This window comes from Jeotgalibacillus proteolyticus (assembly GCF_002926065.1).
Taxonomy (GTDB): domain Bacteria; phylum Bacillota; class Bacilli; order Bacillales; family Jeotgalibacillaceae; genus Jeotgalibacillus; species Jeotgalibacillus proteolyticus.
Window position 1 is genome coordinate 1 of sequence record NZ_PREZ01000013.1, and the last position, 25,731, is coordinate 25,731.

The following is a 25,731-nucleotide window of genomic DNA, read 5'->3' on the forward strand; positions in this document are numbered from 1 at the left end:
TGTAAACGCTAGAATAAAGTTGACAGTTTTTGCTCGATAGGATTTTACACTTTTGCTCAATCAACCTACTACTTTAGTAAAATAGAGCGTGACGTTATTTTACTGGAGGTTAGGATTTTGGAGGAGAAGTTAGTGTTATACATAAAGATTCATGAATTACATAAGAGAAAGTTTAAAATAGCACAAATCGCTAAGGAGCTGAAGATTTCAAGACCGACTGTCTATAAGTATTTAGGCATGACATTTGAGGAAGCAAAAACATACACGGAGCAGCCTTTGGGGAAGAAGAAAAAACTAGATCTTTATAAAGACTGGATACTAGCCTGGCTGGAAGAGTATCCTCACTTGAGTAGTGCCCAAATTTATGATTGGCTTTTGGAGAGATATCCCGACCTCCTGGTCGGTGAAAGTACGATGAGAGCGTATGTGAAAGATATTCGAGAAGTCTATCAGATTGAGAAAGAGGTTACTGTCCGTCAATACGAAGCTGTTCCAGAACAACCGATGGGTAAACAACTTCAGGTCGACTGGGGGATCACAAGACAGAAAACGACTGACAACAAAGAAATCAAACTGTACTTTATTGCCTTTGTATTGGCCCACTCCAGACAAAAATATACGGAATGGCAGACCCATCCTTTCACCACAAGAGATGCGATTCGCTGCCATGAAAATGCATTTCAGTTCTATGGAGGACGAACAGAAGAAATCGTCTATGACCAGGATAACTTGATCGCAGTGAGTGAAAATGCGGGACAGCTGCTTTTAACAACTGAGTTTCAAAGCTATGTAAATGAACGAAAATTTAACGTTTATCTGTGCAGAAGAGCTGACCCAGAATCTAAAGGTATGATTGAAAATGTAGTGAAATACGTAAAAGGCAATTTCTCAGACAGTCGTGTGTTTAGCGACATAGAAGACTGGAATGAACGAGCAAGACAATGGCTCGTACGTACTGGAAACCATAAGGTTCACCAGACAACGAAAAAAAGACCAGCAGAAGTGTTTCTCCTCGAAAAGCAACACTTACAGCCAGTCTCTTCATTACTTTCATATGAAAGTACCAATAACCAAAGTATAACAAGAAGTGTAAGCAAGGACAATACGATCCGATACAAATCAAACCGTTATTCCGTCCCATTAGGGACTTATCAAACAATGAGTGAAAATCTTGTGTGGATTGAAGTGAAGGACGAAGATTATCAGACCCTTGTCATTCGCAGAGAAGCAAAAGGTGATGTCATTGCCGAGCATATGATTAGCTTAGAAAAAGGAAAACTTATTCAAAACCGTCATCATACCCGTGATCGCTCCAAAGGGGTTGAAGAGTTTAAGCAACACCTCATCTCTTACTTTGAAGATCAGATTCAGGCAACTACTTATTTAGATGAGATTAGTCAAAGATACCCAAGGTATCGTCGAGATCAATTTGTGATTATCAATAAGATCATTCAACGATATCCAGCGTTAATTGATACTGTTTTGACCAAGTGCCTGACAGAGAAATTATACAATGCGAATGATTTTCGTGATATTGCCCATCACCTTGATACATTGCGAGACGGACCAAATGAAGAGGTACAATCCTTGCATACCATTCTACCAAAACATTCTCATATCAAAGCCTCTACCCGTTCTCTAAATGCCTATACCAGCATTTTAGGAGGTAGAAGCTGATGAATAAGACTGTACATGAACTACAAGATCTATTCCGTCAGTTACGTTTATCAGAGACTGCGGAGGAGCTGCCACAGCTTCTTCGCGAAGCTGAAAAAGCATCATGGACCTACTTGGAATTTTTAGAGTCTATCACTCGATATGAATTAGCCAAACGTGAAGCGAAAAGCCTTGAAAAGAGAATGAAATGGGCACGCTTCCCTTTCGTGAAGTCGTTAGATGAGTTTGAGTTGAAAGGACAAAACGTTCTGACGGCTCGTCAGCTTTCTCAACTTCGAGAATTAAGCTGGCTAGAGCAACAGTACAATTTAATTCTTCTAGGTCCCCCCGGCATTGGAAAAACATACATCGCAATTGGGCTTGGACTTGAAGCTGTATACAGAGGGTTCAATGTTTATTTCGCTACAATGGGTGAACTTGTGCAGCTACTAAAATCAGAAGAATATTTGAATAAATCTAAAGTTCAACTCAAAAGAATGAGAAATGCCGATCTTGTGATCATCGATGATTTAATGTATATGGCCATGGATCAGAGAGAAGCAAACTTGTTCTTTCATTTGATTAATCATTTATACGAACGAAGTTCGATCATCCTGACTTCAAATAAAAGTCCAGATGAATGGGGTAATTTAATTGGTGATCAAGGGATTACAACAGCTATTTTAGATCGCTTACTTCATCGTGTGGAAGTCATCCATGGTGGTGAAAACGAGGAGAGTCATCGTATGAAAAACCGGAAAAGCATTTTTTCAGCAAAAGTGTAAAAAGGAAACGAGCAAAAAGTGTAAAATTCGACTTGACGTCTACAACAAGAAGAAATGTAAGCCGCATGAACGAATCAAAACGTTTATACCCAACAGACAACAAGAAAAACAATCGACCATCTAGTCAAAAACAGAAAGACTATCCAACTAAAACTAATGGTGAATCTTCAGGCAAGAGCAATCAAAATAATTCTTCGGTCAACGATTTCACTAAACCAGAACAAAGAGATTTAGCAACTGGAGCTCAAAATCTTAGTACCTTCAAACAAGATTCAGGAAACTATAATTTATCAAACCCCTTACTACAAGAAAAACAAAACCGTCACTTTGGTCAAGTTGTTTCAGATAACATCCGCAGCAAAGCAAGTGTTAAAAGTGCAAAGAGAACCTATGAGATTGCACGAAATACCGGTGAAAGTTTGAAGAAAAACATTGCAGATTATAGAGAGAAATATCGAAGGGGAAATGGCTAAAAGTTTATTTAAAAGGAAGAGAAATTAACCTCTCTTCCTCTTTTTATAGAAAATCAAAAGCGGACATAAAGTGGACACAAAGCGGACATTTAGAAATTTTTATTGTACCCATTAAAACACTAGGCTTTGCCTAGTCTCACAACGTAGTTGGGGGCAGTTTTTCCTTATGCTCTTTCTAACTGTTTCCACCCCCAATATAAATTTATTCTAAAAATATAAGGAGTGAAATAAGTATGGAGATACTAATAAGAAATGTGGACCCAATTGCAATAAAAAAATTAGACGAAATAGCCAAAAAGAAAAATATTTCTAGACAATTATTTTTAAAAGCAATAATTGAAAAGGCAGCTTATGAACAGATACAAAGTGAAAAAGAAAACAGATTAGAAATAATTATCGAGAGAAATATTATAGCGATGGAGAAAATGACAAATCTTATAGTAGAACTTACAGAAGAATAGACCTACCTTTTGATGCTAATTTTGCTTGTAGTATGATTTGATAAATAAACTCAAGAAGGTTTTACGGATTCTTTCTTAGATAGCATTAGGCTATCGAATTGGACACCGCCAAGTTGAAGGAATCGATTTGCCATTACAGAATGGATTCACCTGTTCTTCGCACAGGTTTTGTATTTGGTAAAGATGTAAAGCAACCTTTAAAGTTGTATTATACTCCATAACCAAAAGAACTCATTTTTAAAAAGAGATTGATAAAATGAGTTTTTTTAATGGTGGTTTGAAATTAGAGATTTAGCTCTTCAACCACTTTAGACTCACTTAACATTTGATATAAAATCGAGATATTTTTATTGCTACAATATGTCCATTGACGTTTTTCTGAAAATGTAAAATATAGATATCTTTTAGCTCTTGATAAACCTACAAAAAAGGTACAAGTATCTTCTTGTTCTTGTTCAGAAAAACTCCAAAAAGCCTTATCATCAAATCCTATAAAAAATACTGATTCGTACTCCAAACCTTTACTTTTATGAATAGTCATTATTGGTATTGAATCTTTTCCTTCAAAAACAGAGATGGCCAATAACCAATCATTTGTTTCTTGAAAATATTGATACAGATACTCTTCTAAATTCTCTCTCAATTTATTTATATATGTTCCTTGGGAATATTGAGGATAATATTTTCTAATTTTATTTAAATCATAAAAATTTATAATCTCAATAAATAGCATTCTTAGTTCATCCACACTAGTTACGGAAGACAACTTTCCTAGTATTATCTTCAAAGATTGTTTTACTTCTTCTCTAAGTTTATCAAAAATATATTCATTTTTTGTCCCCTGCATTCCTTCGAAAAATATTTTTGAATTCCATATTGATAGCCATGAATTACTATTACTAGTATCTAATGCAGACTTCAACGTATTAATAATAAGGTGTACTACATCTTCTTTTAATAAATCTTGAAAAACAGTTTCATTTCTAGCATTAATATTTAATATTCTTAACTCTTCAACTATTGATTTTGCATACTTATCAACAGTTTGTTTTACAATTATACAAATATCATTAGCACAAACATTATAATTTTGTATCAAATCCTTAATCTTTAAAGCTATCATTTTAGCTTCATTTTTAGAATCAGAAAAATACCATATTTCTGCTATACCATCATTTTTAGACCATTTCGGATTAGGAATTGGTGTAAAGGGGCTATCCTGTAAATAATTATTTACGATTTTTTGTATTTCTAGTAATCTAGGTGCAGACCTATGGTTCATTTTTAAAGTATATTCTATAGATTTAAAATCATGTTTATAGGACTCAAAAATATCCCTTTTCGCACCAGCCCAGATCATTATTCTTTGCCTATTATCTCCTACTGCAGTAATAGAAGTATTAGTATTAATAAAACAAACGCTTACCAACTCATATTGCAACCCTGTAGTATCTTGAAATTCATCTAAAAACAAATGACTGTAAGTTTCTCTTAATGACATTAATATGAGTGGGTTATTTTCTAAAATGTATATTGCTAAAAGCGTAATCATCGGAAAACTTAAGGTAGCTTTATTGTTTTCATCACCCCTCAATAAAAACTTCCATACGTTTTCATTTAAACTACCTTTTTCAACCGGCAATTTCTCACTAATTAAGTAATTAAAATAATACTTTTTTAAATGTTTATTATTAAGAAAAACATTATATTTGGCAAATGCTTTTACGATCTCATTTTGTTGTTTATCAACTATTTCATAATCCTTATTAGGTCTATACTCTTCTGGTAATGCACTTAAAAATCTATCTAGTATACTTTTAGCAAATGAATCAAATGTTTGAGACGTGAACCTATTTTCAAGTTGATTAGATAACCTTAAACTAACACGTTCTTTCAAATTAGACGCTGCATCTTTCTTAAAGCTAATTGCCAAAATTCTCTTCGGATTGTTACAGCTATTAGTTTCTAATAAACAACATGCTTTTTGAGCAAGCAGTTCTGTTTTTCCCGCACCTGGACCAGCAACTACCAATGAGTTTTTTAAATCCTTTACAGCTTTTAAGGCTTCGTCTTCTAAAACCAGCCCATCAGTTGGCTGCCATTCTTTAAGAGAAACCACCATTTACATCATTCCTCTACTTTAATTATTGTCCTAGCTTTTTCTGATAAACGTCTAAATACCTCTGGCATATGCTCAATTAATTTTGCATCTTCAATGTAATTTAATGCTTGCAAATGGGTTACAGGTTTGCCTCTAGTTAAAAAGAAATAGTTATACCAAATCATTAATTCTTTTTGTATATCACTATATGTTTCTCCATTACCGCCATTTTCCTTAAGTGTTTTTTTAACACTGTCTTCTATTCTTTTTACATAAACTGCTTTTTTCTTTTCTTCATCATTAAGATTATGAATACGTTTTTGTTTTTCATTCTCATCTATTTTAATTAGAGGGCCTTCTCCATCACTCAGAGTCATCAAATAAGAATCTAAATAATGTTCAATCATTATAAAATCAATATCCAGAGGGTAAGAGAAGTAGATATTATAATTTTCAAGCCTTGTAACCCATGCTTTTAATATTTTGATATCTTTTTCTGTTTTCAAATTCCGAGTATGCATATTTTCCAGTGCACTATCAGATAGAATATTTTCGTTCTTCAATTTTAAAATAACTTCTTTCTTTACCCCATTTTCAATCAACTGATTTAAAGCATATTTTATCCTTCCCCAACCCCCTCCATCACGCTCTCTGTCCAAGTCTAATAATGTAATAAAAGGAATACCTAACTGGTTTAAAAGCTTCCAAAAATGATTTACATGTCGCCCTCCTAGAGGCACAATAGAGATACCTACTGAGTCTAGATCGTCTGTATGAAGGTGTAAAAATTTTTGTAAAAGTATTTCTTCACTATCCCCCTCACCCAAAATTACCAATGAAGAAAAATAAAGTTCTGGATAAGCTCTAACTGCTTCTTTGACGTATTTATAAGCCATATCTTGTTTATTCGGCAACATAATTTCCTTCACAACAGTAGTACTAGTTTTCTTATCAATTCTTAAGTGTCTAATCTCAGTCGGTTCAATCCTTTTTATAATAGTTGGGTTATGAGAAGTAATTAATATTTGAGCATTATTATGACTTTGTATACTTTTAAGGTTTTTGATAACCTTACCTAATAGATGCGGACTAACATGATTTTCTGGTTCTTCGACTAAAACTAACGTCAATGCAGGAGGGTCAACATTTAAAATTCTTTTTTCTTTAACAATATTTCGTTTTATTTCCTCTATTGCTGTATTTTCTAATTCTAAGAGAGAGTCGATTAAAGTTAAATAAAATAAAGATTTCAGTCCATCACCTAAATCGTTCACTTTAAACGCTTTTTCAGTATGCGATGGTGTAAATTCTACGTCTAATTTCTTTAAAATTGTATCCAAATCGTTACTACCAAAATTTATGTTAGCTTCTTTATATCTAGCGTCATTGTGGTAATTTTTCCATTGAGAAGAGATAATTCTTTGTATCATAGAAATACCTTCTTGATTAGATACCTGACTATCTAACTCTTCAATCTTCTTATTAACTAATGATTTATCTATTTCTTTCCAATTAATTTGTTTTAATATTCTCCAAAGAATCGTTCCCGTAGCATTTTTTAGTTGTTCTGAAGGATTCCTTACAGCAGGTATGTATATAACTTTTATTTTCGATTTATCATGAATTGATAATTGCTTAAGGTTGTTACTCTCGTCCCCTTCATCTTGCACTACATAATAAAATTTGTAGTCTATAATACCTTCGGGATCATTTCCTCTTTCCAAACTAGCTTCTAGACGCATAGCAATGTAGGGGTTAGCGCCTTCTTCATTCACTATAAAATTTTCAAAATATATAGGAATTGCATAACTATCTGCATTTTCATTCTGTTTAAAAAATTCGAAATGAACTTCAATAGATAAACTATTTTTTTCTATTTCTTCTGATGATTTATCAAATGGAATATGAAAATCTGCTTTATTTATCTTACTGTCTCCGAACATTTTTTGAAGTGCACTAAGAATTGCCGTTTTACCAGCACTATTGTGTCCTATAAATGCTGTTAGATCTGTAATATTAATAGTAGAGGATTCTGGTCCAAAACTACGATAATTCTTCAATATCATTTTTGTTAATTTCATAAGAAACTCCTTATTATAATTTTTAATGTATATAAAAATTTTATTTCAATTAATTATAAAAAAAGCTCATTTTTTAGTTTCCACTTATGAACACTTCAATATGAGTCCTTCCCACTTATTCTTCTAGCAAGATCATACAGATTATCATAGTGTAAAAGTTGAATCGCTTCATTCTTTCTCTTTTCGTGTCTGATCGTATATGTAATTTCAGAATTCTTTTCAAAATCTTTTCTTCGCCCGGCAATAACTACATAATGTCGCCTAGTAGAGTCACTCGAAAAAAATTCAGATGGAAGATCAGCACTTTTACTTCTGCATTTATCAAAAGTCTCTCGTAAACTTAAAAAATGATTTTCACACCATCTCTTCCAATTTGCTATCTGACGTAAACCTTTTGTAAAAGTATCACCCAAATCACCACTTTTAACAAAAATCCTCTCACTAGGTTTTTCTAGTTCTACAAATATAAACTCATATCCACCAGACCCCTTGCCGACTAAGAGATAATCAACGACATATGAATTTCCTAGAGGAAACTCTTTAAACAAATAAGCGTCATGATGTCCAAAGTCATATAAATTGAACAAGGATGCTATAATAAGATAATATTGATTGTTATTAATGAAATTTAGAATTTGCCGTTCATTTACATTCTGTTCGTTAATTTTTTCTAGAAATTTTTGAGATACTTTAGATATGTACTCTTCATTTTTTAATTCCTGTATGTCTAAATAATTATTGGGGAAAAGCGTTGAGTAATGCCTAGCTGCTTTAGGATACTCTCTGAATTTATTTATCCTCCCAAAAAGTATGCCGTCTTTTTCGCTATTTTTGACTCTTTTCCATTCTAGTATTTCTTCTTTAGTCAATATGTTATAGTCTCTATTGTATAACTTCACCACTACTTCTCCCTCTAGTTAAATTTATTTAGCCATTCAATTTAGCTTTTATGGTTTCTGCCCTACTGGATACTTTTTGAACTATGTTTAGCTTTTATGACATTAACCCCCTCTTTCAAACCATCTCAATGAATCACCTGTCCAACTACCACTCCTATTAACAAGATTACTCAGTAACTGATCATATTGGTGTCTCCAGTCTGAAATATAAGCAAAGCTGAGTTAAGCCACTCCTTCTCATGAAGATGTAAATACATATATTGCTTCGGATATATCTTTCTCAAAGCTATACGGGATAACTTCTGATGTTTTTCAATAAATATCTCTTTTATAAGTAATTAAGTCATCATGATTACTCTCTATTTTCTTTATTTCGACATTTTCAAGTAAATACCTTTTTATAGTTTTAGAATCCCCTCCTAATTCTCTTGCTAATACTCTAATCCTCAGATTTTGCTATGCCAGTGATTTCAATTTTTCCATCCAGACATCTCCAAACACTTTTCCACGTCCAATTTCTAACGGGGTGTTAACTTATAATCTCTCGTTACAACAACATCTGCGATAACGAACTTTTTATAATGTGACGCAGCCTTGTTTAAATAAGGACAAGAACCTTTATCAAAAGATTTAATATCTTCAGTTGTTTCTAATAAGAGAAATATCCTGTTGCAGGAAATATAAAAATAGCACATGTCGGAATGGGTGCGCATGACGTTTTGAATTCGGCGTCAGTACCTTAAACTAATTATATTCATCTATTTTAACTCTTTCATAATGCTCTAAAAGCCGCTAGAGAGCTTATGTTTGAAATCCTGATAGATATCCTGCTGATGAATCTTATTTGAAGCTGAAAAAAAATTACGCTCTCGCAATAATGCTCGATACTTAGCATTGATTAGTTCTCTGAAAAGGACATGAAAAGGCAAATTTATTATTTTGTATGCATATTTTGCTAAATGAATAGAGATTTCTTTTTGAGGATAAATTTTATTCAAATCGAACATATTCTATTCGACTATTACTTGTTATGGGGTATTTTCTAAGTGGTATTTCTTCATGTGGACAATAATCTATTCTTAGTAGTTGGTGTTCTTGATGAACATATGGTTCTCCATAAAGCTTTGCGTCAGTTATAGCACAAGATGCACAGAAATATAATCCATCCTTGCGATAGATACTTCCTGCCACCAATTCTAGTCTTGTATATAGCGCCTGACGACTTCCTTTTAAGTCCTCTAAAATTCTGCTGGCTTTGCTTTGATAAAAAAGGAGCATAGTAAAATTGTGTGTTTTGCTAATAACGATTCCACAGAATAGAGAGAATCTAACTTCTCTGCCAAAAAAGAGAAATGGCTACCAATCTCTGCATTTGATACCATAGAGCGACTGTCAAATAACTCTTCTAACGTATAATTACTATCAAGATTGCCACTATAAAAGTGATAAAGCACAATAGCTGACTACAGCAACTCATCTGGATATGTTTTGTGAAGATAGGTAGCATTTGTTCATTTTTTAGCTTATTATTTTTATTAATTGATGTAATTTAATAACTCTTGACCTATATCAGTAAGCTGACATTTAGTCATATCATTCTCTGCACGGTATGCATACATTAGACCTAGGTTTTGAATTTCAACAACTGAGTGTTGTATTCTTTTAATTTTATTTGTATCAGTAATACTTTTAGATTGGCTATATGCAGTTGTGAACTCCATATAGAAATCTGATGTAACTTTAGGTCCAAATGCGATTGATGTTGTAAGTCTAATAGGTGGCCAGTTAGAATAATCAGCAATAATTGTAATTGCTTGAGGAGTCAACCTCTCTATTTGCCCTAAAGCATATTTATGTTTTTCAAAAAGTTCTTCAAAGTTTCCATCTTCTATAATTTTCTTTAAAACATTAGAAAGATGATATGTTAATTCTGGATCTGGAGGTGAGTCATCTACTATACGCAATATTTTATTAAATAAAGTATTGCCTTGTGGGTTAGTAATAAACGATTGTAGTTGTTGAATGGCTATTGAGTGTTCATCAGATTGGGTAAAATATTGCTCTAACAAAATCATTTTTTTAGCTTCATTAATATTTTGATTAATATCATCATTCCAAGTAATAACTGTATTAATTACGTCTCCCATTGGACCTAACAGAGACAGCCCTTTATCCCTTACATTTTTAAGCGTTTCCCCTTTTATTATTTCAGCATGTTTATCTTTAGACAAATCAATCTTATCCAATCTAGATTCTAAAGTTCTTTTTTGGATTTGCAAATATTGGTCTGTGTTTTTACCTATAAACTCCAGTTTTTTCTTCTTATCCATTTTATACCCCTTTCGATGATTAATGTTTTATCTTGAATTTTTATAGTAATCACATATGGAATTATATAAAAGGAGATTTTATAAAATCATTTTTCTTAAAACTTCATATATTGTGCTTTTTGCTTTAGTGTATTCACTCTTCCTACTTTTGAATCCTTAATTAATGTTTCTATTTCATCATAAAATGTTCTATGTGGTTCTACATCTACACTTAATTCTTTTAGAGGTGGCTTACCTAAACACTCCATTCAGTGGCATGTTTACTAGTAAAAATCAACATACTTCATAGAACTAAGCGTGGATCAAATTCTTCTACAATTGACTTGATAAGTTCCTAGACAGACTCCCAACCTTGCAAAGCATAGAAATACTTTTTCTAGGAATACCCAACCGCCACTTCATATTCCTCTAAAGCAATTAAATGTATACAAGTAGAAAGAGCATAAGGGAAAACTGCTATCACTGAGGGTGATAGACTGGGCAAAGCCTAGTGTTTACTTAATATCATGTTTTATTGAGCAGAGTGCCCTCATAGTACCCTCAAAATGACTATAATAAAACATAATGTCACTTCAGAGGACCCTCGAAATTATTAAATTTAAATTATATTCGTCTATATTCTTTTTCATAGTAAAAACCTCTCCTAAGTTCATTTCGATAATTATATAATAAATATTAAAGTACAATAGCTAATGCCTTTTGTTAAGTTAGATTGTAATTATCTTTAACAATTACTTCACAATAAAATGAAATTTTAGATCGGATCAATAATCAAGTTAAAGTACTAAGAGTTAATAGTAAAGCAGGAGAACCTTATAGGCATTTATTAAAACAGGATAAAGTAACAGCTGATCTAAAAATATATATAGATATGAAGTTTTGGGAAGAATAAATCTTCAGTACTTATTTATTACATAACCTTGTTTCGTTTTTTGGAATAAGTAATATTTACAGTGGGACGGTGTTATTAACTAAATTACTGCAAATAGAGAGATACCTCTTTGTTTGAAGAGATAAAATTCTCAGTATAATACTAAAATAAAATTAATCTTTTGAGTGTGCAGACTCAAAAGATTAATTTTGACGTAGACGCAAATTGATTAAACACAAATCTATAATTCTGTATCACACTAAAAAATATTCACCTAGTTTTTAAAATTTCAGAAAAGGTTTTTCTTTTTACGAATCTTATAATATTTTTCAACCATATCGGCTTCTTCATCTGATAGAGATTTACTTTTTAGAGCCTCCACAAAAGCATCCTTGAGTAAAAATGTTTTACCAACCTCTAAGAGTCTTTCTTTGGCCACGTTATTCACATTTCTAAACGTCCAAACAACTTGGTTAGCCACACGTTTTTTCTCATGGTTGAAACGGAAAGTACTATATTGATTAATTAGAACATCACAGACCTTAATAATATAATCATCATCTTCTTCAGTCTCTTTTAACATATCTATAATTAGATTTGTTAAACTACTTTTATCATTACTATTTTGAGTACTTTCACAAATCTCCAACAATGCCATTTTTGACTCTTTATTTTGTATGTCTTTTGATGTAAGGACCCCATTTAATAATGTTGTTGTAAGATTACTATTTAATGAATCTAGTAATATACTTTCTATAAAATTAATTTTAAACTCTCCATTAATTACACTTATTAAAACTCCTTCCCTTTCTTTATTTTCTAAAGCCATAAAAAATTTCTCTACAGTATAATTTACTATTGGCAAGTTTAACTCTAACTTCTCTTTTTCTAAACCAGCAGCAGTTTTCAATAAATGTAAAATTTTATCCTTCCCTATTAATGAAAAACGGGAATGTAGTTCACTCAAAAAGGACTCTATATTCAAATGAAAATTTGTAACCAAGAAGCTTACATACTCTGATAAATTTTCATTTTCTTTTGTAGCGTATTTATTAGTTGTTTTTAAAAAATCAAACGCATCAAGTTTCGAGTGATCTGATGCTGCATTATCAATACAATATGTTCTAAGACTTACTACTTTGTTTGGAGGTACAAATTCTCCAATTTTTCTTAAGGCTGTAATAACTAAATCTGTCCGTCCGTTTTGTGTTACAGGACCTTCTAATACGCTCAAAAAGCTACTCATATCAGATTCCTCTATTACTTTTGAAGCAATCGTAAATAAATTTATAAAATCATTTGTCCAATTTATATTTTGGTTCCATCTATTTTGTTTAAACTCTGTAATACCTTTATTCATAACCCCTTCAATATAAGAAGCGTTGTTCTCATCATTTATTAGAATTGAAAACAGCGTAAATACTCTCTCAGATAATTTAGGGTTGTAAGTACTAAACTGAATAACTGGATTGATTTTGTTAAACAAGGCAACCCTTTGTTTACTAGAAAAATAAATACTAAAATCTTTTAAAAGCCAATCATTATTAGATGTGCTTAATATATTTTCTAAAAAATGATTGAAAGATTGTTGGTAAATAGCAAAATCCATTTCGTTTCTTTCTAATGCGTAATTAATCAAATTAGACATTTCATTTACAGATTTTATACCTTGATCACTAATGTGTTTCAAAATAAATTCATCCAGATGCTCAACCAAACTTTCGTTTCCATTTAAGTTAAATGGAATTTTCCTCAAAATTTTCATAGCACTGTTTATCTGATTATCATCAAAAGTAAAATAACTGACAGCTTCTACAATTGAAGAAGCTTGATCTGCGTTAATATCTTCTATTACAGGTAATAATAGCTCTAATACGCTTAGAGTATGTTCATTCTTGCCCATTGAATCTATTACAACAGGTAATGATCCAATGAATAGAATTGGATCTTGCTCTCTAATTTTAGGTGCTATTTCTTTAAACGTATCTATTTCTGAAGATAATTGTTCGTCTGTTGCATTTTCCATGTCACTTATTAATTGGCTATAAAAAGGGATACCGAAATAGTTATCAAATAAACTTATATTACTTACATATAGTTCGTGAATATATTCAAAACTATAGAAATTATATTCATCATTTAAATTCCCGAGAAAATTTTTCATTTGTTCTTTTATGGAAATTGACAACTCTTCTTCTACATTGAACAATATAGTAAAAACTTCATTAATTTTTGTTATAAACTCATCATCACCCATTTCCTTTCCCGAAGAATTCTTCCAATTGGTTTTTGAAAAAAGGTCTCTTAACGCAGTTAATAAGCCTAATTCGATTCCTTTATCATTATCTGCTACACGATAAATATCAACTAGGTTTTTTAGATTCATTTGCCAAAAACGAATTTTTGTTAAATCAGTAGTATTTAATCTTTGTGAAATTACATTTGCAAACTCTTTTTTATCTTCTTCTATTACATTTATCAAATGAACTGAGGCTTTTAGGACTGAAGGTAGGTCTTTTATAGATGATTGTTTAATTATTTCTATAATTGCGTGTACCAAATAAATATTTTCCTTAGATTCTTGAAGCATATCAATAACAGCTTTTTCATTACCACTTGTTAAACTTTGTGTAATCAGACGTTGCTTTTCATCTCCAGCATTTAAGCCTATAGCGTCTTGACCTAAATAAATAAAGGGAGCTACATTATCAACAGTAATATGTTGTGTCTTTGATAGAAAATTCATTAATCCTTCAAAATGGGGTTTGATTTGATAAACAGAGCTTTTATTGTTAAAGAACTTTTTCACAGACTGGTTAATCTCCAATGTATCATCAATCTCATCTTCTTCAAATTGATAAAACCTCAACAAATCTTCTAAATAGTTAAAATCTTTTACTAATTCTAAATAAACATCATTATAATCAGACTGTATAACAGAAATTTTTGCAAGATATTTCAATCCCGAATTATTTGTAAGTAATTTATCTTCCAGTTTTCGACCATCTTCTTCTCTTGCTCTAGCAATTAGTAAATTATTTGCAAAGGTATTCATTAACTTTTTTACTTGTCTCGGAGTACTAACGCCCGCGTGAATAAGAATATTAGTTATCTCATCAAATTGCCCATTACATGCTCTAACAAGACCTGGAGCTTCCTGTTTTGTAATTTCAAAAGCAAATTCACTCATATCTCTCTCAATGATAGGTGGTAACGATATTCTAAAATGAAACAACTTATCTAAAAATAGTTCTCCATCAACATCCAATGATTTATTTAATTTTTCTTTTTCTAAGGCGTTAATCAAAATATTTTCGTCGCAAGTCACTATAAATATACATTCATTGATTTCAACAAAAGCTTTAATAGCATCAAGTGCTGAAACAACTTTTTTAGTTGTTAATCTATCTAAATCGTCAACTATTACTACTAATTTCTTAAACTTTGGATGCGTAACTTTATAATTCTCTATCTCCCTCTTGAACAAATCTTCATACTCATCTGCTGTTTCAATAGGTTTAACTAATTTAACTTCTGAATTATTGTATTGAAAAGCTGTTTTAGAAATATCCTGAAAAGTTTTTAATAAAGGGACTATTATAATGGCTAACCAAATGTTTTCTAAAAATATAGTGTAGGCATTTGTTGCGTTAGAGACAAAAGTATTTGAACTAAAAATAGCATTAATACCTGCCCAAGCAAACAGAACTAACAGCACTGCCAGTGAAGACATTAAAAACACAACAAAAAAACTTGATAATAATGGAATAAAGTTTTTTACCGTTTGGGAAGGGGAAAGAGGTCTAGTCTCATGTGTTATATCTCCAGTAACTTTGCGGAGACTTTCTGCAAAAAGTGTGAACATACTTACATCTTTGTTAGGATTAAAACTTCTATAAAGATTCTTTAGAAATGCCTTTTTCAGTGAATCATTTTCATATTTCCAAGCATTAATTTCATGCGTTACAATCTCCGGTTTTCCATCTAACTCTTTTTTTAATAAGTTAATAATTGAAGATTTACCGACTCCCCATCTTCCAATTAATGCAATGTTATAAGGGGGATCGTGCTCCAATATTATTTTCTTCAAATTTCTAACATAGTCTTCATGATGAAATGCATCGTTCTCCTTGTCCATCAATGCTGTATCTTTTAAGAAAAATTGCTCTTTATCTATCGTCAAACCCTTCAACTCCTTAAGTACTGTATAAATTTTTAATAACTGGTTTATCTATTTGTATTTTATCAAGATAATATAAATTTAATAGTCTTATAGTACCTAATTCTACCAATATAATAAGGGTTACACAAGAAAGTATTGATTCTCGTGTAACCCTTATTAATTCATTTTACGTATTGTAAATTACTATTTTTGAAGCAATTTAATTATTTATTAAAATTCTAATAGATACACAAGGTTTCATTCAAATTACTCCATTAGTAACCAGTAAAACCTTTTAATGATAAGGTTTTTAGTCGATTTTTTTCAGGTTACAAAGTTACATAGAATTTAACCCTCTATACTAAATTAATATCTATTAAAAACTAATGAACGTTTGTTTATAGAGTATCCTTTAATGTAGTGTAACTATGTAACTATGTAACTAAGTAATAATACATTCTGATAACTGATGGTAATGACTTCTAGAAGTTACACCTGTTGTGTACCCTTAAGTAACCTCTGTAACTAAAGATATCAGCTAAAATCAAACCCTAGCTGCTCTAACGCATGTTTTTTTACAAGAATAGCTCGAAAAGTTCTTTTATTCTTTTTAATTACTTTATAATCGACCTGATTATTTCTATTTATATATGTTTCAGTTAAGCCTCTCTGCATCCAAATACTTCTTATTTGTTTTTCGTTTATTCCTAACTTTTCTTTTAAATAGGCTGGGGCAAAATAGAACTCTCCGTTATGATAGAATGCGTTGATTTGTCCTTGTGGTTCATATTCCGAGTAAAGCTTATTACGGTTAGCATCAATTTCCTCTAACGCATCTTGTAACTCTACCAGAGGCAAGTCCAGGGATTTGTTATTCTTACCCATCTCAATAAACAATTTATTGAGTGCTTCTATCTCAATATTCATTCCCTCTTTATAAAACATTTCATTCAACACCTTTCCAATGAAAACTAAAAATTAAAAATGTCTAGATAACCTGCGAAAAATATCGTTTTCCACATTACCTAATACTGCTTATATTGGTTATCAACTTCAGCGTATAAATTCAAATAATGTTCTCTTTTTGCTGACCAACGCTTTAAAAATTCAATACCAATAGTTCCATAATACTCCCGAATTGAAGAATAAATATCTGCTAACAATTCGGAACTTTCTCCTGGCAATGAAAAATTTGAAATTAAAAGAACTCTTGCAGATACACCTTGTGCATTCACGTATGCGACGATCTCATTTTCACCAGAAGTAATCATGAGAGAGTTCCAAGAGTCAGTGAATTGACTCCCATTAATACTCCCTCTTTGCTTACCAGTATTATTTACATATTGATAGATTAATGGCTGGATCATTTTCACGTCATGTACACCATTGGAATCATCTAGTATTTGTGGAAAAGAGTTTAGAAATGCCGATCTCCTTTCGATAGCTACAAGGGTAGTGTTGAAGGTGCCAATGTAACTTTCCGGTTCTCCCCATACCGATGCACACATTCTTAAGAAACCACTCTTCCCACTACTAGAGCTTCCTGAAATATCTACAACGATTGGCTTCATATTGAATTCATGTAAAACGACTGAAGCAAATGATGCAATAATCGGAAAAACAGCTTTAGGGTGGTTTCTAACTAAATTAAACACGGATTTTATCCAATCCTCCGTAGTTCCATTTTTCTTAATGGCTTGATATAGCTGTTCTTCTCCGATATCGCTAGGTAATACATGAATATCATTTTTAGCCAGAGGGTTAATAAATTCTTTATTAGTTTTACCTAATCTATTTACCATTCGTATTTTCGGTATATCATTGGTTGCTATAAACAGATCTAAGAACTCGATCAAGTGCTTTGAATTGGAGTCATTACAACTTAGCCCTTTATCTGCAAGGGACAATATTTCTCGTTTAGAAGCAATTGTGCTAGCGAAAACCGTTTCTTTAAATTCTCTTCCATTGTTTTTCCAATAAAGTTCGTAATGAACCTCACTTCTTTCGATATGTTCAAAGTACTTTGTGATATATGGACATTCCTGCTAATAAACGTATGAGTTTCCTGGAATAAACCATCGATTTTCTTCTTTTCTTTTTTATAAAGAGATTCATCTTTCACAAAATAAGGATCAGGGATCAAAAAAGAATTCTGTTCATTAAAATCTCTATTAGTAGCTTTTTTTCTTATAATAGGTTCTAAATTCCCTATACTTGTCACCGATGCTATAACTTCACTCAAAGTAAAATTATCTTTATTAACACAAAAATATTTGTATACCAATAACATACTAGTATTGATCTGGTCCATTGATAACCCGATAGACTTTAATCGCCTCCCAAGATCATAAAGAGACTGATTACGAGAGCCGACTTCCATCGGTACTGGAAAGTAATAATCCTTAGTTTTAGAAGCATTCCACACTGGTCTTAGATAGTCAGGAAGCTCATCTAATTCATCCTTCACTTCAACAAGAAAGCGATTTTCAGTATTATCGGTTGGAAAGACAATAAAGCTATTTGTTGTCCCTACTCTAGTGTCAATAACAATACCAATAGAGGTATTGAAGTGACTGATCATCTTTACATTAACGTTGGCAGTAGTCGTTGCCTTGAAAACAAACTGATACCCTCTCGGTGTTTTAATTAAATGATGCTTAACCATTTCTCCATTCAGCAATTGAATTAAGTATGATGCTTGGCCAAGGTCATCTAAATCAATAACAATGTATCCTTTTGGAATCAGCACCCCAATCCATCCGCCAATGGTTAAGTGAGCATTGATTTCAGCTTCTGTTAATGATTCTTTTTTTAAATAGGAACCAAGTGGTTTCTTTGCTGCGTTGTATTGAGTATTACCGTTCATATAACCTTGACACTTAATAATTTTTGCATTCGGAAATACTGAGTTTATTATTTCTGTATAATAGGCAGATCTCATGAATAGACCTCCCTCATCCATGGATTGATTAAATCCTTTTTAGGCATTAAAATAGATGTGTAGTATGTTTTTGCGCCTATTAACTCATTGCAGTGAGTTGATGGGCTTTTTTTTATTGTAGATTGCTTCTCACAAACTCTCAAAACGTCATTCATCCTTTCTTTTTGTATTTCAGAATATCTCCACCGTTATTTTTCACCTCATCATAATATTTTTGCATATACAGCTGAACATCCTTCTTGTTAAACAACCACTTGCTGCCAAGCCTGATTTTAGGAAACTCTTCTTCATACAATAAATGTGTACAAATCGAGTTCCAAGACATATTTAAGTATGATGCTAATTGCTTAGAGTTCATAAAGAAAACTTCGCTAGAGACACTCCTCAGCCAGACACAATTAAGAAAATCGCTTCTGGATTAGATGTTGATTATTTTGTTTTAATGAAAGCTGCTGGCTTTATGGCTACCTCTAATGAGCTAATAAAAAATGAAAATGAAGATTTATTAGATATATATTTCAAAAAGAACAGTAAAGAAAAACAAACTTACTATACAAAAGAAGAAATCATTCATAATTTTTTTGACTTAAATCATTTAGTCCACCAATCAGACTACCAGCTTCTATATAAAGGTCGTGTAATTACAGACAAAGAGATTGAAAAAGTGAGAACGATGTTAAAATTACTTTTAGAAGATTAAAGGAGGTGAAATATTGGCGCACATCTTAAAACGTGGTGGCAAATGGGCTTACATTGTAAACGTAGCAAGAGATCCAATAACAGGTAAACGCAGACAAATCACTAAGTCAGGTTTTAAAACGAAGAAAGAAGCTCAACTTGCAGCTGGTAAAGTGGAGAATTCAATTTCTAATGGTGGAGTTTTTCTTGAAAGTAACATTACCTTTGAAGACTTTGCACTTCAATGGGTCGACTACTATGCCACTCAGGTAAAAGTAAGCAGTGTTCGAGCACGAAGGATCGCAATGAAGCATCTTGTATCAGCTTGGGCAAACATTCCCTTAAAGAAGATCTCAAAGCACATGTATCAGTCTCGAATAAACGAATTAAGCCTACAGTTCAGTCATAACTACATTGACAGTATTCACACAACTGGCAATATGATCTTCAAACACGCTATAAGGAAAGATTTATTGAAGGTAAACCCTACAGAAGGCTTTGTTATGCCAAAGAAGCAAGTCACTGTTGAGGATATTGAGCAGGAAAACATTCAAGAAAAGTTTCTGGAGCTAGTAGAATTAAAGGAGTTTTTAACGGTTACGAAAGAAGAAGGTCTTTATCTAGATTACTTATGTTTTGTGACATTGGCTTACACAGGCATGCGTGTAGGTGAGTTACATGCATTAAAGTGGACAGATATTGATTTTACAAAAAAAGCAATACGAATTACAAAAACTTACTATAACCCGAACAATGTGAAGACTGGGTACGAATTGTTAACCCCAAAAACCAAAAAATCGATTCGGACAATTGTCATTGATGAAGAATTAATCCAGTTATTTAAGGCACATAAACGAGAACAAGCTGTCTTAAAGATGAAACAACGTTTGTTATATCAGGATTCAAGTTTTATTTTTGCAGACAACAATGGTTACCCCATAGTTATGAAATTTGTAGCGATCCGTCTCCAGAGGTTACTTAAAAAGCTTGAGATTAATAAGCACATTACCCCTCATAGCTTCCGACACACGCATACTTCTCTTCTAATAGAAGCAGGAGCTGGCTTAAAGGAGATTCAAGAACGACTAGGTCATTCAGATATCAATACAACCATGAATATCTATGCTCACATGACCAAAAATATAGAAGAAAAGACCTCTCATAAGTTCAGCGAACTTACAAAAGGCCTTCTCTAATTAGTATTATTCAGTTATAAAAAATTAACCGAAGTTAGCAATTCGTATTTCAAAACCTCATAACCTCTCTACTATCAAGGGTTCTGGGCGATGATTACATCATGCCGCCCATTCCACCCATGCCGCCCATGTCAGGCATTCCGCCGCCGGCATTCTCTTCTGGAATGTCAGCTACGACTGCTTCTGTTGTGAGGAACATGGCTGCTACGGATGCTGCGTTTTGAAGTGCAGAACGCGTAACTTTTGTTGGGTCTACGATACCTGTGTCGATCATGTTGACCCATTCGCCGTTGGCTGCGTTGAAACCGATGCCGATTTCTTCTTTCTTCAGGCGCTCAACGATGATGGAGCCTTCAAGACCTGCGTTGTGTGCAATTTGACGGATAGGCTCTTCAAGTGCACGAAGAACGATATTAATTCCTGTTGACACATCGCCTTCAGCTTCAATAGAAGCGACTTTGTTGTATACATTAACAAGTGCTGTACCACCACCGGATACGATTCCTTCTTCAACCGCTGCACGTGTTGAGTTCAGGGCGTCCTCGATGCGTAGTTTACGCTCTTTCAATTCTGTTTCCGTTGCTGCTCCGACTTTGATCACTGCAACACCGCCAGCTAGTTTAGCAAGACGCTCCTGTAGTTTTTCTTTGTCGAATTCAGAAGTAGTTTCTTCAAGCTGAGCACGGATTTGACCTACGCGGGAGCCGATTTTATCCGCTTCGCCAGATCCTTCAACGATCGTTGTGTTTTCTTTTGTTACTACAACCTTCGCTGCGCGTCCAAGTTGAGAAACGTTAGCTGATTTAAGATCAAGACCAAGGTCTTCAGTAATTACTTCAGCGCCAGTTAGAACAGCTAGGTCTTCAAGCATTGCTTTACGGCGGTCACCGAAGCCTGGAGCTTTAACTGCTACTGCGTTGAATGTACCACGAAGCTTGTTTACTACTAATGTAGCAAGTGCTTCGCCTTCTACGTCTTCAGCAACGATTAGAAGCGGCTTGCCTTGCTGTACAACCTGCTCAAGCACTGGAAGGACTTCCTGGATGTTGCCGATCTTTTTATCTGTTATTAAGATATATGGATTTTCAAGTACTGCTTCCATTTTATCTGAATCAGTTACCATATAAGGAGATGCATATCCGCGGTCGAATTGCATACCTTCTACTACATCAAGCTCAGTTGTGAATCCACGTGATTCTTCGATGGTGATAACACCGTCGTTTCCAACGCGCTCCATTGCTTCAGCAATCAATTGGCCAACTTCTTCATCGGAAGCTGAGATCGATGCAACCTGTGCGATGGATTCTTTGCTTGCGATTGGCTTTGAGATGGATTTAAGCTCCTCAAGAGCCACGATAACTGCTTTTTCAATCCCCTTACGAACGCCAACAGGGTTTGCACCAGCTGTTACGTTTTTAAGGCCTTCACGGATCATTGCCTGAGCAAGAACCGTTGCTGTCGTTGTACCGTCACCGGCGATTTCGTTTGTTTTGCTTGCTACTTCCGCTACAAGCTTAGCACCCATGTTTTCGAATGCATCTTCAAGCTCGATTTCTTTTGCGATCGTTACACCGTCATTGGTGATAAGAGGTGAGCCGAATTTCTTTTCAAGAACCACGTTGCGTCCTTTTGGTCCAAGTGTTACCTTTACTGCGTTTGCAAGCTGGTCCACACCGCGAAGCATGGAACGGCGAGCTTCTTCACTAAATTTAATGTCTTTAGCCATAGTAAGGTTCCTCCTATTTTCTCAAGGCTATTTAGCCTGAATGTATTTTGGGTTATTGTGTTATTCTAAGTATAGGGGTTAAAAGCGCTTAGCCAAGTACAGCTAAGATGTCGCTTTCACGAAGGATCAGGTATTCTGCGCCCTGGTATTTCACTTCTGTTCCAGCGTATTTCGAGAAGATGATGCGGTCTTCAACAGAGACTTCAAGCGCCACTTTCTCTCCGCTGTCTGTCACACGGCCTGTACCAACTGCGACAACACGGCCTTCCTGCGGCTTTTCTTTCGCACTGTCTGGAAGGACAATTCCGCTGGATGTTTTTTCCTCTGACTCTACCAACTCAATTACTACGCGATCACCTAATGGTTTTAACAAGTGAAACAACCTCCTTAAGATTATGTTCTGATTTATTAGCACTCTAACTCATCGAGTGCTAACACAATTATTATAATAAAGAATTCCACTTTTTTTTGCAAGCAGAAACCTCTACTTTTTTCCGACATATTCTGACCCTCATCCTGAGTGATTACATTTGATGAGGCACATAATTATTAGTAGAATAAATACTATCGGCATTTCTTTTCGTGCAGTCGAGAAATTATCGTTAAAAGGAGCAGACATGTGAAACGAACCTTCATTTTTATACTGATTGCATACATTGTGATGCAGCTTTCCGGACTGGTCGGCGCCCCGCTTCTTTATATGCTTGGGCAGAATATGACCGACATCGAGCCGAACATTCTCATAAACCTTGCGACAGGGTACTGGATCTTCTTCAGCTTTTTAGTTGCGCTGATCGTGGTCTTCTTTTTACTAAGACGTCAAAAGGGTGTGCTTGACCTTCCAGGTGAAAAATCAAATGCAGGGATGGCTGTGGTATGGTCGATTGCGGGGATTTTTATCGCGTTCTTCAGCCAAATGATCGCCGTCCTCATTGAAACAGCGATTGGCATTGAACCGGGATCGGACAATACAGCGGATATTATCAGCCTGCTGTCGTACGTTCCAATTGCCGCGTTTGCGATTGCGATTTTCGGTCCGATTCTAGAGGAGATTGTATTCCGCGGCGTTATTTTCGGATGGCTGTACCGCCGATATAACTTCTTTATTTCAGGAATCGTGAGTGCGATTATTTTTGCTGCGATTCATCTTGATTTTACCCACATATTAATTTATACGGCCATGGGCTTTGCTTTTGCATTTCTATATGCGAAGACAAAGCGGATTATTGTGCCGATCATTGCCCATATTGCCATCAACAGCTTTGTTGTAATGGTTCAGTTTGTGTTTGCAGATCAGATTGAGCGGATTATGGAAATGAATGAAGCGGCGTTTATTATCCTTCGGGTATTGGCAGGTGGGATTCTATGAGAAAGCCTTTAACACACGGGATTTTTTATCTTTTGCTTGGCGCTGCATTTACGTATTTTGCCGTCAATAGTGTAAACACAAATGGCTGGGGATTTTTTGCGTATCTCTTCATTTTGTTTGCCACGTATGATATCGGTGCCGGCATCCGGCTGATTGCGCTTCACTTTAAAATTAAGCGGTATATGAACGAAAAAAAGTAGCGGATTAGTCTCCGCTACTTTTTTGTTTAGCTAATTCCCGGTCAATGCGTTCTCTTCGTTCGATTTCATCAAGCTCCCGCTGCTTCGCTTCTGCTTTCTGCGCTTTCCGGTAGCCAATTCGTGCAATCCACAAACTGATTTCATACAGCACCAAAAGCGGAACGGTTACAAGCATATGGGAGAAAATATCCGGCGGCGTCACAAAGGCTGCCACGACGATCAACACGAAGTATGCATACTTTCTGACCTTCGCTAGCTGCATCGGTGTGACAAGTCCAAGCCGTGTCACAAAAAGCATAATCACCGGCAGCTGAAATAAAAAGCCGAACGGGATCGTCATTTGGAATAGGAATTGAAAAAATTCGTTGATGCCGATGACCTGCTGAATATCGAGTTTATCGGAAAGATTCATCATGAACCGGACAACAAATGGAAATAAAATAAAGTAAGCAAATGCAAGTCCTGCTAAAAACAGTATCGCTGAAGCAGGTATATAGCTTAAGGTTACCTTTCTCTCCCGTTCTAAAAGTCCGGGGCTGACAAAGGACCAGAGCTGGTACAAAATTAACGGAGCCGTCATGATAAACGCAACGAATAAAATGATCTGGAAATAGATTTTTACAGGATCTGTTACCCGGAATGCGTTAAGCGTCATTTGCTGTGCTTCATCAGAGGATTGTAGGAACCGCATAAGCGGCTCTGCAAGGAAAAACCCCACCGCAATCGCAAAGACAAAGAAAACGACCACAATGATGAGTCGTTTTCTTATTTCATTTATATGATCATGGACGGACATATCTTTCTCGTTCATATGGCCACCATCCCGTTTTTAGTGCTTCTTCTCTTCCTTCTTATCTTCATCGTCATCAGCAAGGCCTTTTGTGGCATCTTTGAATTCACGAAGTGTGCTTCCGGCAGCTTTCCCTAATTCCGGCAGTTTTTTCGGACCAAAAATCAAAAGGGCAACAATAGCGATGATGACTAGGCTCATTGGACCTGGCATGGTGATGCACCTCCTCTTGTTCTTTCTTAATCATAAATCATTCTTTGTCATTTGGCTATTCCAATCCGTCCTCCAATTGTGACGGTTCTACGTCTTCTGTGCCGTAATGGCGCAAAAAATAGATCAGTGACTGAAGCTCAACCGCTAAGTCGATATGGTGAATGCGGATCGTGTCAGGTACATTCAGCCTGGCCGGTGTGAAATTAAGAATGCCTTTTATCTCAAGCGGCACGAGCCTGTCAGTAATCGACTGGGCAGGACCTGCCGGCACCGTCAAGATCGCGACTTCAATCTCGCTTTTATTCACCCGCTCCTCAAGCTCGTCCATTGAATAAATCGGCACATCCCCGACTGAGGTCCCTGCTTTTTTCGGGTCGGCATCAAAAGCCATTTCTATTTTTGTGTTGTTGTTTTTTATAAAGTTATAATGAAGAAACGCAGTGCCAAGATTCCCGACCCCAATCAGAATGACCTTTGAGACCTCGTCCTGATCAAGCGTTTTTCTGAAAAAAGTTAACAGGTAATTGACATTATACCCATATCCCTTTTTTCCTAATGCCCCAAAGTAGGAAAAGTCGCGGCGGATCGTTGCAGAATCCACCTTCACAGCATCACTTAATTCCTTCGAGGAAACCCGCTGCTTTCCTGAAGCATGAAGATTTTTTAAAAAGCGGTAATAAAGAGGCAGCCTCTTTGCGGTTGCCTGAGGTATTTTTATCTGGTCTTGATTCATGCCCACACTCCCCCTAAACTCCATTCCTGGCATGACCAACGGGAGTCCCGTACAATCATATTTGTG

21 protein-coding genes are annotated in these 25,731 nt (G+C 34.5%); 8 read left to right on the forward strand and 13 right to left on the reverse strand.

From position 1 onward, the window contains the following. Positions 1-132: 132 nt before the first annotated feature. From istA to C4B60_RS20915, 4 genes are all read left to right on the forward strand, one after another. The gene (gene istA / locus C4B60_RS20900) at positions 133-1,677 is read left to right on the forward strand and encodes an IS21 family transposase (protein WP_104056617.1); all 1,545 of its coding nucleotides are present in this window, start codon (positions 133-135) and stop codon (positions 1,675-1,677) included. Continuing rightward, positions 1,677-2,441, forward strand: a complete 765-nt coding sequence (gene istB, locus C4B60_RS20905; protein WP_104055485.1) for an IS21-like element IS643 family helper ATPase IstB — start codon at positions 1,677-1,679, stop codon at positions 2,439-2,441. The genes istA and istB overlap by 1 nt, the downstream gene beginning before the upstream one ends. Before the next feature lie 65 nt (positions 2,442-2,506). Further along, on the forward strand, positions 2,507-2,914 hold the full coding sequence (locus C4B60_RS20910) for a hypothetical protein (protein WP_104059908.1): 408 nt from the start codon (positions 2,507-2,509) through the stop codon (positions 2,912-2,914). A 233-nt stretch (positions 2,915-3,147) separates the two neighbouring features. Then, complete coding sequence (locus C4B60_RS20915) at positions 3,148-3,375, forward strand: hypothetical protein (protein WP_104059909.1); 228 nt, start codon at positions 3,148-3,150, stop codon at positions 3,373-3,375. Between the two features lie 283 nt (positions 3,376-3,658). Here the strand turns inward: C4B60_RS20915 and C4B60_RS20920 are convergent, their stop codons facing one another. From C4B60_RS20920 to C4B60_RS21575, 8 genes are all read right to left on the reverse strand, one after another. Beyond that, positions 3,659-5,497 (reverse strand): UvrD-helicase domain-containing protein, encoded by a 1,839-nt coding sequence (locus tag C4B60_RS20920; RefSeq protein ID WP_104059910.1) that lies wholly within the window; start codon positions 5,495-5,497, stop codon positions 3,659-3,661. Positions 5,498-5,502: 5 nt separating this feature from the next. Beyond that, the gene (locus C4B60_RS20925) at positions 5,503-7,557 is read right to left on the reverse strand and encodes an ATP-dependent nuclease (RefSeq protein ID WP_104059911.1); all 2,055 of its coding nucleotides are present in this window, start codon (positions 7,555-7,557) and stop codon (positions 5,503-5,505) included. Positions 7,558-7,652: 95 nt separating this feature from the next. Then, a complete protein-coding gene (locus C4B60_RS20930; protein WP_245154071.1) occupies positions 7,653-8,426 on the reverse strand; it encodes a Shedu anti-phage system protein SduA domain-containing protein in 774 nt (257 codons plus the stop codon). A gap of 1,565 nt (positions 8,427-9,991) precedes the next feature. Further along, complete coding sequence (locus C4B60_RS20940; protein ID WP_104059914.1) at positions 9,992-10,786, reverse strand: hypothetical protein; 795 nt, start codon at positions 10,784-10,786, stop codon at positions 9,992-9,994. Between the two features lie 1,160 nt (positions 10,787-11,946). Further along, entirely contained in the window at positions 11,947-15,840 is a 3,894-nt protein-coding gene (locus C4B60_RS20945) for a KAP family P-loop NTPase fold protein (RefSeq protein WP_104059915.1), read from the reverse strand. A gap of 513 nt (positions 15,841-16,353) precedes the next feature. Then, the gene (locus tag C4B60_RS20950) at positions 16,354-16,764 is read right to left on the reverse strand and encodes a hypothetical protein (protein WP_104059916.1); all 411 of its coding nucleotides are present in this window, start codon (positions 16,762-16,764) and stop codon (positions 16,354-16,356) included. Between the two features lie 80 nt (positions 16,765-16,844). Beyond that, positions 16,845-17,849 carry a DUF927 domain-containing protein gene (locus C4B60_RS20955; RefSeq protein ID WP_104059917.1) on the reverse strand — a complete coding sequence of 335 codons (1,005 nt, stop codon included), beginning with the start codon at positions 17,847-17,849 and terminating at the stop codon, positions 16,845-16,847. 1,062 nt (positions 17,850-18,911) lie between these two features. Next, positions 18,912-19,085 carry a hypothetical protein gene (locus C4B60_RS21575; RefSeq protein WP_167578725.1) on the reverse strand — a complete coding sequence of 58 codons (174 nt, stop codon included), beginning with the start codon at positions 19,083-19,085 and terminating at the stop codon, positions 18,912-18,914. Positions 19,086-19,103: 18 nt separating this feature from the next. On the opposite strand from C4B60_RS21575, the gene C4B60_RS20960 reads away from it, so the two are divergent. After that, positions 19,104-19,460: a hypothetical protein gene (locus C4B60_RS20960; RefSeq protein WP_104059918.1), complete on the forward strand. Its 357-nt coding sequence runs from the start codon at positions 19,104-19,106 to the stop codon at positions 19,458-19,460. Between the two features lie 13 nt (positions 19,461-19,473). Further along, complete coding sequence (locus C4B60_RS20965) at positions 19,474-20,634, forward strand: site-specific integrase (RefSeq protein WP_104059919.1); 1,161 nt, start codon at positions 19,474-19,476, stop codon at positions 20,632-20,634. Between the two features lie 94 nt (positions 20,635-20,728). Here C4B60_RS20965 and groL read toward each other — a convergent pair whose 3' ends face one another. Then, positions 20,729-22,360, reverse strand: a complete 1,632-nt coding sequence (gene groL / locus C4B60_RS20970; protein WP_104059920.1) for a chaperonin GroEL — start codon at positions 22,358-22,360, stop codon at positions 20,729-20,731. 88 nt (positions 22,361-22,448) lie between these two features. Further along, a complete protein-coding gene (gene groES, locus C4B60_RS20975; RefSeq protein ID WP_104059921.1) occupies positions 22,449-22,733 on the reverse strand; it encodes a co-chaperone GroES in 285 nt (94 codons plus the stop codon). 246 nt (positions 22,734-22,979) lie between these two features. Between groES and C4B60_RS20980 the strand changes: the two genes are divergently transcribed. Continuing rightward, positions 22,980-23,729, forward strand: a complete 750-nt coding sequence (locus tag C4B60_RS20980; protein ID WP_104059922.1) for a CPBP family intramembrane glutamic endopeptidase — start codon at positions 22,980-22,982, stop codon at positions 23,727-23,729. Further along, positions 23,726-23,929, forward strand: a complete 204-nt coding sequence (locus tag C4B60_RS20985; protein WP_104059923.1) for a YdiK family protein — start codon at positions 23,726-23,728, stop codon at positions 23,927-23,929. Before C4B60_RS20980 ends, C4B60_RS20985 begins: the two co-directional genes overlap by 4 nt. A 4-nt stretch (positions 23,930-23,933) precedes the next feature. Here C4B60_RS20985 and tatC read toward each other — a convergent pair whose 3' ends face one another. Genes tatC through C4B60_RS21000 form a run of 3 tightly spaced genes read right to left on the reverse strand, consistent with a single transcriptional unit; the run spans position 23,934 to position 25,665 of the window. Next, positions 23,934-24,740, reverse strand: coding sequence for a twin-arginine translocase subunit TatC (gene tatC, locus C4B60_RS20990; RefSeq protein WP_104059924.1), 807 nt, complete (start codon positions 24,738-24,740; stop codon positions 23,934-23,936). Positions 24,741-24,758: 18 nt separating this feature from the next. Further along, positions 24,759-24,932: a twin-arginine translocase TatA/TatE family subunit gene (locus C4B60_RS20995; protein ID WP_104059925.1), complete on the reverse strand. Its 174-nt coding sequence runs from the start codon at positions 24,930-24,932 to the stop codon at positions 24,759-24,761. A gap of 55 nt (positions 24,933-24,987) precedes the next feature. Further along, a complete protein-coding gene (locus C4B60_RS21000) occupies positions 24,988-25,665 on the reverse strand; it encodes a redox-sensing transcriptional repressor Rex (protein WP_104059926.1) in 678 nt (225 codons plus the stop codon). Positions 25,666-25,731 lie beyond the last annotated feature (66 nt).